This window comes from Bradyrhizobium sp. ISRA430 (assembly GCF_029909975.1).
GTDB lineage: Bacteria > Pseudomonadota > Alphaproteobacteria > Rhizobiales > Xanthobacteraceae > Bradyrhizobium.
Window position 1 is genome coordinate 3181116 of record NZ_CP094516.1, and the last position, 12920, is coordinate 3194035.

13 protein-coding genes and 2 pseudogenes are annotated in these 12920 nt (G+C 63.3%); 2 read left to right on the top strand and 13 right to left on the bottom strand.

The genetic code is table 11. From position 1 onward, the window contains the following. Positions 1–140 precede the first annotated feature (140 nt). Both MTX21_RS15300 and MTX21_RS15305 read left to right on the top strand, forming a co-directional pair. Complete coding sequence (locus MTX21_RS15300) at positions 141–1247, top strand: LLM class flavin-dependent oxidoreductase (RefSeq protein ID WP_280965623.1); 1107 nt, start codon at positions 141–143, stop codon at positions 1245–1247. Positions 1248–1252: 5 nt separating this feature from the next. Beyond that, a pseudogene (locus MTX21_RS15305) lies at positions 1253–2127 on the top strand (polysaccharide deacetylase family protein). Positions 2128–2134: 7 nt separating this feature from the next. On the opposite strand, the pseudogene MTX21_RS15310 reads toward MTX21_RS15305, so the two are convergent. From MTX21_RS15310 to MTX21_RS15370, 13 genes and pseudogenes are all read right to left on the bottom strand, one after another. Beyond that, positions 2135–2290, bottom strand: a pseudogene (locus tag MTX21_RS15310) (flavin reductase); the annotation flags it as partial. A 154-nt stretch (positions 2291–2444) separates the two neighbouring features. After that, entirely contained in the window at positions 2445–3428 is a 984-nt protein-coding gene (dhaK, locus tag MTX21_RS15315) for a dihydroxyacetone kinase subunit DhaK (RefSeq protein ID WP_280965624.1), read from the bottom strand. 36 nt (positions 3429–3464) lie between these two features. Further along, the gene (locus MTX21_RS15320) at positions 3465–3878 is read right to left on the bottom strand and encodes a hypothetical protein (protein WP_280971064.1); all 414 of its coding nucleotides are present in this window, start codon (positions 3876–3878) and stop codon (positions 3465–3467) included. Between the two features lies 1 nt (position 3879). Continuing rightward, on the bottom strand, positions 3880–5499 hold the full coding sequence (ptsP, locus tag MTX21_RS15325; protein ID WP_280965625.1) for a phosphoenolpyruvate--protein phosphotransferase: 1620 nt from the start codon (positions 5497–5499) through the stop codon (positions 3880–3882). A gap of 1 nt (position 5500) precedes the next feature. Next, positions 5501–5803 (bottom strand): HPr family phosphocarrier protein, encoded by a 303-nt coding sequence (locus MTX21_RS15330; RefSeq protein ID WP_280965626.1) that lies wholly within the window; start codon positions 5801–5803, stop codon positions 5501–5503. A 31-nt stretch (positions 5804–5834) separates the two neighbouring features. Beyond that, complete coding sequence (dhaM, locus tag MTX21_RS15335) at positions 5835–6227, bottom strand: dihydroxyacetone kinase phosphoryl donor subunit DhaM (protein WP_280965627.1); 393 nt, start codon at positions 6225–6227, stop codon at positions 5835–5837. Next, on the bottom strand, positions 6224–6847 hold the full coding sequence (gene dhaL, locus MTX21_RS15340) for a dihydroxyacetone kinase subunit DhaL (RefSeq protein WP_280965628.1): 624 nt from the start codon (positions 6845–6847) through the stop codon (positions 6224–6226). The genes dhaM and dhaL overlap by 4 nt, the downstream gene beginning before the upstream one ends. Before the next feature lie 13 nt (positions 6848–6860). Next, complete coding sequence (locus MTX21_RS15345) at positions 6861–7886, bottom strand: ABC transporter ATP-binding protein (protein WP_280965629.1); 1026 nt, start codon at positions 7884–7886, stop codon at positions 6861–6863. Then, positions 7879–8976, bottom strand: a complete 1098-nt coding sequence (locus MTX21_RS15350) for an ABC transporter ATP-binding protein (protein ID WP_280965630.1) — start codon at positions 8974–8976, stop codon at positions 7879–7881. The genes MTX21_RS15345 and MTX21_RS15350 overlap by 8 nt, the downstream gene beginning before the upstream one ends. A 10-nt stretch (positions 8977–8986) precedes the next feature. Then, entirely contained in the window at positions 8987–9187 is a 201-nt protein-coding gene (locus MTX21_RS15355; RefSeq protein ID WP_280965631.1) for a hypothetical protein, read from the bottom strand. Further along, on the bottom strand, positions 9184–10146 hold the full coding sequence (locus tag MTX21_RS15360) for a carbohydrate ABC transporter permease (protein WP_280965632.1): 963 nt from the start codon (positions 10144–10146) through the stop codon (positions 9184–9186). Before MTX21_RS15360 ends, MTX21_RS15355 begins: the two co-directional genes overlap by 4 nt. Then, positions 10143–11075 carry a sugar ABC transporter permease gene (locus tag MTX21_RS15365; RefSeq protein WP_280971065.1) on the bottom strand — a complete coding sequence of 311 codons (933 nt, stop codon included), beginning with the start codon at positions 11073–11075 and terminating at the stop codon, positions 10143–10145. The genes MTX21_RS15360 and MTX21_RS15365 overlap by 4 nt, the downstream gene beginning before the upstream one ends. A 112-nt stretch (positions 11076–11187) precedes the next feature. Next, complete coding sequence (locus tag MTX21_RS15370; protein ID WP_280965633.1) at positions 11188–12546, bottom strand: extracellular solute-binding protein; 1359 nt, start codon at positions 12544–12546, stop codon at positions 11188–11190. Positions 12547–12920: the final 374 nt, after the last annotated feature.

The window sequence follows — 12920 nt, forward strand, 5'->3', positions numbered from 1 at the left end:
CTTTTGAGGGATTAGAGGGTGGGACCTTTGAAAGGTCAAGCTCCTTGATTTTGCGTTCTTTTCGACTTTCGGACTTGCCCTGATCGATCTGCCGACGCACGCTCTCACCAACTAAGAATGATCCGGGAGGCGCAGAAATCATGAAACTCGGGTTCTTCACAATGCCGATCCATCCCCTGGAAAAGGATTGGCGGCAATCCCTGAAGGAGGACCGGGAAGCCTTCCTGCTGGCGGATGAGCTCGGATTTTCGGAAGCCTATGTCGGCGAGCACGTCACCGACCGCGCCGAAAACATCACTTCCTGCATCGCTTTTATCGCCTGGCTTGCCGCCGCCACCAAGCAGATCAAGCTCGGCACCGGCACGGTCAACATGCCGAACAGCCATCCGGCTGCAATTGCGGCCTCCATCGCAATGCTCGATCACATGCTCGACGGCCGGCTGATCTTCGGCATCAGCCCAGGCGGCCTGCTGTCGGACGCCGAGCTGTTTGGCAATCTCGAGGCCGATCGCAATGCGATGTTTTTGGAGGCGATCAACCAGGTGCTGGCGATCTGGGACGGCAAGCCACCCTATAATCTTGCGGGCAAATACTGGAACATCTCGATCGAAAAAACCCTGATCGAGGACATCGGCCAGGGCTTTATCGCAAAGCCGCTGCAGCGTCCGCATCCGCCTATAGTAGTCACTGCCGTCGCGCCCTTCTCCAAAGGCGTCACCGAGGCGGCTGCGCGCGGCTGGGAACCGATTTCCGCCAACTTCCTGATGCCAGCCTGGGTGAAGAGTCACTGGCCGAAATATGTCGAGGGCTGCGATCGCGTCGGCCGTCCGGCCGCTCCCGCCAACTGGCGCGTGGCCAAAAGCGTATTCGTCGCCAAGGACGTGGCTACCGCCGAGGCCTATGCCACCGATCCGAACGGACCTTATGTCTATTACTACCGCTCGCTCTTCACCAAGCTGAAGCGAGGTGGCCGCATCGATCTGTTCAAGACCCGGCGCGACCAGCCCGACGAGGAGGTGACGCTGGAGTCGATCTGCGAGAAACTCACCATCTACGGCACACCGGAGAGCGTGGCCGACCAGTTGCTGGCTTTCCAGGAAGAAGTCGGCACATTTGGCACGCTCCTCTACGCCGGCAAGGACTGGCGCGACCGCGAACTCGGCCGCCGCTCAATGATTCTGATGGCCGAGCAAGTCATGCCGCGCATCAACGCTGCCTGTGCCCGAAGCCGCGACGCCGCAGGTTGAGTTCGATGTCTCTCTCCGACCGCATTCCCTATCTGGCGCAGGTCGACCGCCCGAAACTCAAGCTGCCCGGCGGCAAGCGGCTCGCCGTCTGGGTCATCCTCAACGTCGAGGAATGGCGGATCGAAAACGCCATGCCACGTACTGTGCTGTCGCCACCGATGGGGCAGCCGCTGTTACCCGACGTGCCGAACTGGTCATGGCACGAATACGGCATGCGCGCTGGTTTCTGGCGCCAGTTCAAGGCGCTCACCGAGCGCAACATCCCGGTAACGCTGGCCATCAACGGCAACGTGTGCAACTCCTACCCTCGCGTCGCCTCCGCCGCGCTGGAAGCCGGCTTCGAGTTCATGGGCCATGGCTTCCTACAGGGACCGATGCACAAGCTCGACAACCAGGCTGACGCGATCAAGCACGCGGTCGACACCATCGCCAAGTTCGCCGGGAAGCCGCCGCGCTCGTGGGAGAGCCCCGGCCTCACCGAAACCGAGGCAACGCTCGACCTGCTCCGACTCAACGGCATCGAATATGTCGCGGACTGGGTGATCGACGATCTGCCGCAGGATATCGCCACGCCCACGGCACCATCACCACCATCCCCTATTCGGTGGAGACCAACGATATTGTCATCCATGCGCTACAGCATTTGCCGTCCGAGCAGTTTTTGAAGCGCTGCACCGATCAGTTCGACCGCCTTTATCTCGAAGGCGCCGACAATGCACGGGTGATGGCGATCTCGGTCCATCCTTACATCACCGGCGTGCCACACAGGATCAAATATCTGGAAGCGCTGCTCGACCATGTCATCTACCAGGATGGCGTCGCCCTGATGACCGCGAGCGAAATCGGCGACTGGTACCGCGCCGAGATGGCGAGGAAATAGCGCTGCTCTATTTGCCGTCACCGCGGATGAATTTCCCAACGGCGCCGCGCGCGAACAGCAGCGACGCGTACCTGTTGTAGGAATAGGCCTCGACTGCGCCCAGGAAGATGAGGTGACCGCCGCCATAATAGCGGCTCGCCGGGCTGCACTGGAATTGCGCCACAACGCCGGCGCGTCAGCCCTGCACAGCTCAGATTAAAGATTGCCGTGCCCGCGAAACACGGCCAGTTTCAGGGAGGAAAGAAGACCGGGGTTTCGCGTGGGCCGTCGCCCGAGCCGACATTCCGCCCCGGGCGAATTCCGCGATCACTCACCAATTACCATTTCAACGCCGCCGTGCGTACGGGGTCGTCCCACAGCGCCGTCGTCTCGGCATCGAGCAAACTCACGGTGAGCGAACATCCGGCCATGTCCAGTGAGGTGACGAAGCTTCCGACCAGCGAGCGAGCGATACGCAAGCCCCGCTTCTCCAGCATCCGGCGCGCCGCATTGTACATCAGATAGAGCTCGATCGTGGGCGTGCTCCCAAATCCGTTGACGAGCAGGAGCGCCTCGGCCCCGTCGCGCGCACCGAGATCTTCCGCGATCGCCGTGGTCATCTCGTAGGCGATCCCATCGGCCCGCCCCAGCTTGACGCGGCGGCGTCCCGGCTCGCCGTGAATGCCGACCCCCATCTCCATCTCGTCCTCGCCAAGCGAAAAGGTCGGGGTGCCCGCCGCCGGAACCGTGCAACTCGTCAGCGCCACTCCCATCGAGCGCGTGCGCGCGTTGACGCGCTCACCGAGCGCGACGCAGCACTCGAGGTCGGCGCCCTTCTCGGCGGCCGCGCCGACGATCTTCTCGACGATCAAGGTGCCGGCGACGCCGCGGCGCCCGATGCTGTGGGTCGAGTTTTCGACCGCGACGTCGTCGTCCGTTACGATGGTGGCGGTGCGGCCCTCGGCGATCTCCGCCGCCATCTCGAAGTTCATGCGGTCTCCCGCATAGTTCTTAACGATGAAGAGCACGCCCGCCTCTCCCGCAACTGCCTGCGCTGCCTCGACGATTTGGTCCGGCGTCGGCGAGGTGAAAACCTGTCCCGGGCAGGCTGCGTCGAGCATGCCATAGCCGACGAAGCCTGCATGCAGCGGCTCGTGCCCACTACCGCCGCCCGACACGAGCACGACCTTCCGCGGGTTCAACTCGCGGCGCCGCACGAATTTCCGCTCCGCGCCGAGCGCGAGGATATCCGCATGCGCAGCCGCAAGCCCGTCAAGGCTCTCCGCGAGAACATCGTCGACCGAGTTGATGAATTTTTTCATTGTCTCCTCCCCGCTTCGTCTCTTTGGGACTCTCGCCTATTTTTCGCGGATGATGGCGCTCAGGCGCCGCGCGAATTCCTGGAGCAGCGCATCGAGTTCGGCGTTGCGCTTGGTGCTACCGAGGTCCGGCAGGTGCAGCGTCAGGGTCCGCTCATGCGCCCCTTCGGTCAGCCGGCCAATGCGGCGCGGATGCGCGCGTGCATAGGCGCGAAGAAAGGCAGCCTTCGCCTGCGGCGGAAAATGGCAGACATCGAATATCGTGTTGAGATGCTGTACGGGGATCGGCACCGGATAGGCCGGATTGCTGATCTGGCTGACGAAACTGCGATTCTTCCCCATGGCATGCGCGAGGCGAAGCCGCATTCCTGACGGACGGCTCTCGAGCACCTCCTTGAAGATGCGCTTGTAAACCGCAACAGCGCCGGCCTCGGCCGGTTCATCGATTGCCATATCAGCCAAGCTCGCCTCCGCTGCTCAGGCGGTCGATGGTCTGCTTGATCTGCGCGAGCGCCGACGCATTCACCGACAGCTCGCGCAGGCCACAGTTCAAAAGCGCAGGCAGGCAGCGCGGGTCGCTCGCCATGTCGCCGCACAGGCTGACGCTGATGCCGGCGCGCCGCCCGTGCTCCGCGGTCCGTGCGATCAGTTCGAGCACGGCCGGATGTAGTGGATCCATCAAGGGAGCGAGAGTTCCATTGGAACGATCGCAGGCAAGGACATATTGCGCGAGGTCGTTCGAACCGATTGAGAAGAAGGAGGCCCTGAAGCTCGTGACTGCCAAGGCTGCCGCCGGGACCTCAACCATGATTCCCAGCTCGGGGAGCATCGCGGCAACGCCGTCCGCCTGCAAGCGCTGCACGACGTCGGCGAACAGCTTGCGTCCTGCTTCGAGCTCGTCCGCCGCTGTGACCATCGGGAACATGACTTTGAGGTTTCCACGCACGGCGGCACGCGCTAGTGCGCGGAGTTGGACGGCAAAGATCTCGGGCCGGGCCAGGCAAAGCCGCAAGCCTCGAACCCCCAGGAAGGGATTGGCTTCGCCGTCCAGCGTGAATCCAGGCACCGGCTTGTCGCCGCCCGCATCAAAGGTGCGAATGGTGACCGGGCGCCGGTCGGCCCAGCGCAAGACCGCATCATAAGCCTGAAACTGCGCCTCCTCATCGGGCAGGCCGCCGCGTTCCGCCAGCAAGAACTCGGTGCGCATCAGGCCAATGCCGTCAGCATATTGTGCATCCGCGTGCTCGAGATCGTTGACACGCTCGATATTGATGAACAGCTTGATCCGCTCGCCGCGCCACGAAGCCGTCGGCCGTCGCAGGATTGCACGCGCAGACGCCCGGCTCTTGCGATGGCTTTCGCGCCGCTTCTCGAACAGGCGGACCTGCTCCGCATTGGGATCGAGCTCGAGCGTTGCGCCCTCGCCGTCGAGCAGTGCCGTGGCTCCGATCTCCGGAACGGCGCCGAGTTGCACGACCATGGGGATAGCCCGTGCCCGCGCCAGCATGGCAACGTGGCTCGTGGGGCTGCCGCGCACGAGCGCCAGACCGCCGCCACCGGACCAGTCGATCTCAAGGAATCGCGAGGGCGGCAGATCGTCGGCGCAGACGACGGCGCCGCTCGGAATTTTCAGGACCTGGCCTTCGCCTCCCCGCAGAATGTTGATTACGCGGTCGCGTAGGTCGGCAAGATCCGACGAGCGAGCCTTCAGATATTCGTCCTCTGCCGAATTGTAATCCGCAATCTGCTCATCGAGTGCCGAACGCCATGCGACGTCCGCGGGATTCCCCTCACCGATCGACACGAAGATCGCTTCGATGAAATCCTCGTCCTCCAGCAGCGCGACCTGGAATTCGAGAATCTGTGCGGCTTCACCGCCGGCGATCGCGGCGAGTTCCGCGATCTGACCACTTGCCGCGTCGATCGCCTTGCGAAGCGCGAGCGCTTCCTCGACCAGTGAGCCTGCGACCCGCTCGCCGCCTGCGTCCGCACCGACACGGACGAACGGACCATGGGCAAAGCCGATCGAGGCGGTCCTGCCACGGTACGCCAGTCCTGTCGCGCCTCCCTGCATGCTACGGCGCCTCATCCGGAAAGTCGGTTGCGATCAAATCGACCAGCGCCGCGACCGCGGCCTCCGCGTCACTGCCGGAGGCCTTGATCTCGATCCTGCTGCCGCAGCCTGCGCGCATCGCCATGATCTTGACCACGCTCTTGGCATTGATCCACTCGGCCGCGCCTTCAACTCGAACGGAAATCTGGGCCTGGAACTTCTTGGCCAGCTTGGTCAGCTTGACAGCCGGGCGCGCATGCATGCCCACCGCGTGCACCAACTGCACATTGCCGGTAAAAATCTGTCCGTCCGCTTTGTCCAGCATGCTCATCTTCCATTATCGCTTCGCCGGCCCGTCAGCCGGCAGAGAGTTCCTCGGCCACAGCCTTCACCTGGGCCAGTGAGCTGCCACCCGCCGCCTCGGTCGCGGCCATGACGGCGCCTTCAACGATCGGCGCGTTGCATACGACAACGAGATCGCGCCGTGCAGGCTCCAGCATTTCGACCGCCATCTCACTGTTTGTTTCGGCGCCGCCGAGATCGACGAGAATCGCGACGCCCTTCGCCGACCAGGCATCGTTGATGGCGTCGATTATCAGGGACACGCTCGTGCCGAGCCCGCCGTCGGGATTGCCGCCGCAGAATGCTACCCTGACCTCGCTGCCGACCATCTGCCGGACCATGTCGGCCGTGCCCTTGGCGATGTCCTTCGAATGCGAGACGATCACGATCCCCACGGTTTCGCTCATTGCTTTCCCTCCAGGCTCGCGCATACCGCCTGCACGAGAACACAGCTCGAACGTGCGCCGGGATCGACATGTCCGATGCTGCGCGGTCCGAGAAACGACGCCCGTCCCTTGGTGGCCTGCATCGGCGCGGTCCGCTCGACCGCCTCGGCGGCGGTGGTTCGGACCCGCGCGATCAGGTCCGGCTGGCCGGCAGCCGTCTTCAGCGTCTCCAACACGGGAACAAGCACGTCGAGCATGGTCTTCTCGCCGGCCTGCGAGCGGCCGCGCGCGCTGACGGCGTTCACGCCGCTGCCAAAAACGTCAGCGAGATCCGCGGGCAACTGCTTGTCGTGCGAGAGCGCCTCGCCCGCGGCGAGAAAGAAGCTGCCGTAGAGCGGCCCGGAGGCACCGCCGACCGTCATCACCAGGGTCTTGCCGATCGTCTTCAGGGCCTCGTCAAAGGGTTGCGCAGAGATGACGTCGAGCTTGCCCAGCACGGCTTCGAAGCCGCGCTTCATATTGGTTCCGTGGTCGCCATCGCCGATCGCCTGATCCAGGCTCGTGAGCTCCGGCGCGCTGGCGATGACCTGCTCGGCGGCCACCTTGACCAGCGACTTGAATGTCTCGGGTTGCAGCGACATCGGGTTGGATCCTCTAGTGAACCATCGCAGGGATACGTTGCCCCGCGCGATCGAAATAGAGCGGATGCACCAGGTGCAGTTCGACCTCCTGACCGGCCTGAAGCGGCTGATGCGGGTCCGCAAGCGTCACCAGGGTCTCCCCCTTATAGTCCAGGTGAACATGATTCTGCTCGCCGAGGTGCTCGACACGGTGGACGCGGCCGACCATCGACCCACCGTTGCGTGCGGCGAGTCGGAGATGCTCGGTGCGGATGCCGACGGTCTCCGTTCCGAGTGGCACCGGCACGTCGGACAACAGAGCCGCGGGAAGGAAGTTGATCTGGGGCGTGCCGAGACGCGAGGCGACATAGCTGCTGGAGGGACTTTCGTAGATCTCCCGCGGGGTGCCGAGCTGGAGAAGCCGGCCATCCCTGATCACACCGATCCGCGACGCCATCGTCATGGCCTCGACCTGATCGTGGGTCACGTAGAGAATGGTCGCGCCAAGCTCGAGCTGGATCCGCTTGAGCTCGAGACGAAGCTCGGCGCGCAGCTTCGCATCCAGCGACGAGAGCGGCTCGTCCATCAGATAGATCGAGGGGTCGCGCACCAGTGCGCGGCCGATCGCCACCCGCTGCATCTCGCCGCCGGACAGCCGGGTCGCGCGGTTGTTCAGCTTGCTTGCGATATGCAAGAGCTCCGCCGTCTGCTCGACGCGCTTGCGGATGACGGCCTCCGGCATGCGCCGCGCCGGAGAGCGCAGCGGAAAGGCGAGATTGTCGTAGACCGTGAGGTGCGGATACAGCGAGTATTGCTGGAAGACGAACGCGATATCCCGCGATCCCGGCGGATCATGCGTGACGTCGCGCCCGTCAATCATGACCGAGCCGGCCTCCGGGCTCTCGAGCCCGGTGATCAGCCGCAGCGTCGTGGTCTTGCCGGCGCCGCTCGGCCCAAGCAGGACGAGGAACTCGCCGTCATTCACCGTCAGCGAGAGCTCGCACACCGCCTCGATCGTGCCGAAGCGCTTGCTGATGTTGCGTAGGGCCACGTCAGCCATGGAGCGCGCCCCCCTCATTGGCGGTCCGAATCGCAAGGCCGCTGCCGACATCGAACAGCGCCAGTCGCTCGGAACAGAATTCAAGCCCCACCGTCTCGCCGATCCGCACCGGCGCGCTGGAAGGCAGCCGCGCGGCAACGCGCCCATGCGCGGTGTCGACGGTCACGATCTGAGTGGTGCCGAGATATTCCGCACCGAACACCTCGCCGCGAACCGGCGCCGCGTCGGCGAAGCGGATGTGCTCCGGGCGGATCCCGAGCGCCAGCGGTGCACTCGCGCGATCCTCGCGGATCTCGGGGACCGCGAGCCTGGTGTCGTGGAAGCTGATTGCCCAATCGCCGGATCGCAGGCCGCCCTCGAAGCGCAGGAAGTTCATGGGCGGCGAGCCGATGAAATCGGCCACGAACATGCTCGCGGGACGGTCGTAGATCTCCTGCGGCGAGCCGATCTGCTCGACGCGCCCCTTGTTCATGACTGCGATCTGATCCGCCATCGACATTGCCTCGATCTGGTCATGCGTGACGTAGACCGTGGTTGCACCGACGCGATCGTGCAGGTCGCGTAGCTCGCCGCACATCAGATGACGAAACTCGGCATCGAGCGCACCGAGCGGCTCGTCCATCAGGAAGGCCTTCGGCCGTCGCGCCATGGCGCGTCCCAGCGCAACGCGCTGCCGGTCGCCGCCGGAAAGCTTCGACGTCTTGCTCGACAACAGATGCTCGATCCGCAGCAGCCGCGCGGTCTCCTCGACGCGCTGGCGAATCTCGCCCCGGCCCATGCCCTGGCACTTCAGGGGAAAGCCTATGTTTCCGGCAACATTCATGTGCGGATAGAGCGCGAAGAGCTGGAACACGAACGCGATGTCACGGGCGGATGCACGGTCGAAGGTCACGTCCTCGCCGTCGAGCAGGATCTTGCCCTCGGTCGGCAACTCGAGGCCGGCAATCATGCGCAGCGTCGTCGTCTTGCCGCAGCCGGAGGGGCCGAGCATCGCAAAGAAGGTGCCGTCAGGAATCGTGAAGTTCGAGCCTTCGACGGCGATGAACTGATCGAACGATTTGCGCAGGTTTTCAACGCGGATCTGTGCCATCTCTGCCGCCCTATTCCGGAAAATGGCTCACGATGACGTAACCGAGCGTGCCGGCCAGGATCGTCACGAACGAATAGCTGTAGAGATCGAGCGAGAAGGGCTGCACCAGCATCACGATACCGCCGCCGATCAGGATCGTGGCTCCGGTCTCCCAGGGACCGCGCCGAAACCAGCGCATCAATCCACCATTGGCAATCGCAGAACCGCTCATTTGCGTACAGCTCCGAAGGTGATGCCGCGCAGCAGATGCTTGCGCAGCAGAACGGTGAACAGGACGATCGGGACAACGAACAGCGTGGTCGCGGCAGCAACCGCCGGCCAGTCCTGTCCGCCCTCGCCGATGATGAAGGGGATGAAGGGCGGCATGGTCTGCGCCTCGCCGCTCGTCAGGAGAACCGCGAAGGCATATTCGTTCCACGAGAAGATCAGGCAGAAGATCGCGGTCGCGGCGATTCCCGTGACGGCCTGCGGCAGCACCACCTTGCGCAGAGCCTGGAGCCGCGTATAGCCGTCGACCAGGGCGGCTTCCTCGTACTCACGCGGGATCTCGTCGATGAATCCCTTGAGCAACCAGACCGCGAGCGAGACGTTGACGGCAGTGTAGAGCAGGATCATGCCGAGCCTGGTGTCGGTCAGATTGAGCTGCCGGTACATCAAGTAGATCGGGATTGCGACTGCGACTGGCGGCATCATGCGCGTCGAGAGGATGAAGAACAGGAGATCATCGGCGAGCGGAATGCGGAAGCGCGAGAAAGCGTAGGCGGCGAGCGTGCCGAGAAAGACCGCCAGGAATGTCGAGCCGAAGCCGATGATCAGCGAATTGACGAAGCGCGGCACGACCTTCGACGGTCCGGCAATCACCATGTCGTGCTGGCGCACGAGCTTGTCGTACCAGGTCTCCGGCGGCGGCAGCTTGGCGATGAAATCCGGCGTCTGGCGGGTGCGCACGGTGAACAGGTTCACGTAGCCCTCGAGCGTCGGCTGGAACAGCACCTTGGGCGGATAGGCAATCGCGTCGCTCTGAGACTTGAACGCCGTGGCAACGATCCAGACGAGCGGCAGGATCGTGATGACCGCATAGAGGATGACCAGGCTGCCGGCCACCGCCTTTGCGCGCGGCGAGGCTTCGACGATGGAGTGGGCGGTGGATTTGGCGACAGCGGCGGTCATCGTTGCTTCACCTTGTTGAGCGCTTTGACGTAAATGTTGGCGGCACCGAACACGGTCACGAACAGGATGATGGCGAGCGCGGAGGAATAGCCGGTGCGCCACTTCTCGAAGGCTGCGCGCTTCAGCGTGATCGACACGAGCTCGGTGGTCGACCCCGGTCCGCCCGAGGTCAGGAGATTGACCATGTCGAACATCTTGAAGTTCTCGATCGCGCGGAACAGCACCGCGAGCATCAGAAACGGCACCGTCATCGGCAGCGTGATCGACCAGAATTGCCGCCAGGCCGAGGCACGATCGACTTCGGCCGCCTCATAAATGTAGTCGGGAATGGAGCGCAGTCCGGCGAGGCAGATCAGCATGACGTAGGGGGCCCACATCCAGGTGTCGACGAGCACGATGGTCCAGGGCGCGAGCGAGACCTGCCCGGTCATGCTGAACGAGCTCGGGGGCACACCCGTGAACAGGCCGATGAGATAGTTGAACGGTCCGATCTGCGGCTGAAGCAGCAGCGTCCAGAAGTTACCGACGACCGCAGGCGACAGCATCATCGGCAACAGGATGATCGTGGTCCAGAAGCTGTGACCGCGAAACTGACGGTTGATGAGCAGCGCCAGACCAAACCCGATAACCACCTGCAACGCCACCGAAGAGATCACGAACTGTGCCGTGGTCTGGAGCCGGAACCAGACGTCCTCGTCGGTGAGGATATCGCTGAAATTGTCGAGCCCGACGAACCGCAGCGGCAGATACGACATGCTGAGGTTGAGGCTGGTGAAGGAGAGCCGGATCATCCAGACCAGTGGAAAGATGTTGATCGCCAGCAACAGCGCGATCGTCGGCGCGACGAACAGCCAGGCGATGGCCCGGTCCGACAGGCCGCGGACTCGCCGGGCGGCGCGGGATTTGGCGGGCTCGCTCACGGCGGCCATCGTAGCATGATCAGGCTGAAGGATCGTCGTCATGTTGTCCGTCGGCTGGCTGGTTTGGTTTCCCCGAGGCCGATCCCCGGGGAAACCGGGTCGGTCGATGCGAGACCTGCGTCTATTGCGACGCAACCTGCTTGCCCTGCTCCTTGAAGACCTTGGTCCAGTCCTTGACCAGGAGATCAAGCGCCTGCTGTGCCGTGCCCTTGTCGGCGACGACGTGGTCATGCACCCGCTTCTGCATGTCGAGCAGCAGTTGGGCGTATGACGGCTCGGCCCAGAAGTCCTTCACGATGCCCATCGACTCCAGGAACTGCGGGGCGAACGCCGCGCTCTTCGGGAAGTCGGGCGCGTCGACGACCGCCTTCAGGGCCGAGTAGCCGCCGAGCTGCCACCACTTCTGCTGCACGGCCGGCTGCGCGAACCACTTGATGTAGGCGAGCGCGTCGTCCTTGCGGTCGGAGGTCGCGACCACCGAGATGCCCTGCCCGCCGAGCTGGGTGAAGTGACCGTTCGGGCCCGCCGGGTTGACGAAGAAGCCGATCTTGTCGCCGCCGACGTTCGGATCCTTGTAGAGGCCGGGGAAGAAGGCGAACCAGTTCATCTGCATCGCCACCTGGCCGGATTTGAAGGCGTCGAGCCCTTCCTGCATGTAAGCGTTGGTCAGGCCCGGCGCCGTGCAGCACTTGTAGAGCTCCTTGTAGAACTCGAGCCCCTTGGCCGCGTCGGCCGAATTGACGATGCCCTGCATCTGGTACGGCTTCTTCGGATTCTCGTAGCTGAAGCCGTAATTGTAGAGCACGTTGGTCACGCCCATGGTGATGCCTTCGGAGCCGCGCTCGGTGAAGATGTAGGCGCCGTAGACCTTCTTGCCGTCGATCTCGCGGCCCTGGAAGAACTCCGCGATCTGCTTGAGTTCGTCATAGGTTTTCGGCGGCGCCAGGTCGCGGCCGTACTTGGCCTTGAACGCCGATTGGATGTCAGGCCGTGAGAACCAGTCCTTGCGATAGGTCCAGCCGACCGCATCGGCCATGGCAGGCAGCGCCCAATAGTTCGGCGAGTTCTTCGGCCACTGCGAATAGCCCACGACCGTCGCCGGGACGAAGTCGTCCATCGATATCTTCTCCTTGTCGAAGAAATCGTTGAGCTTGACGTACCACTTGTTCTCGGCGGCGCCGCCGATCCACTGGCTGTCGCCGATGATCAGGTCGCAGAGCTTGCCGTGGGAGTTGAGCTCGTTGAGGAAGCGATCCGCGTAGCTCGTCCAGGGGACGAACTCGTATTTCATCTCGATGCCGGATTGCTTGGTGAAGTCCTTGCCCAATTCCACCAGCGCGTTGGCCGGATCCCATGCCGCCCAGCACAGAGTGAGCTGCTTGCTTTGAGCCACGGCTTCACTGCTGCCGAGCACCCAGAGCGAGGCGGCCGCAAAGACCGCGGATGCGACTGTACCGCTTAGCCGTTTCAATCTTGGCATATCCGTTTCCTCTCTATCGTTGAAGCACCTAACCCGCTCAGCGCGTGCCTTGCCGGAACGACGCCAAGACCCCTGAAACCGAGTTGATGAGCGATGATGAAGAGCGAGACGTTACCGCCTCCGGACAACGAGTCCGGATGACTGAAGCTCCTCCCACACATCGGCTCGATGCGCGATGTTTATCGTTTTTGTGGTACTAAACGTAGTACTAAATTCGAGAGGGCGTCAAGCGGGTTTCTTTTGACAGCGGGTGAAAAACTTCGCCAGTACTCGGACGTGCAATGAACCTGCTGCATTGCACTGGAAAATGGAAGATTTTATGGGAGTTGCAGACTTGAGGGCCCCGGACCCCAGCCGCCATCAACTCGCCTCGC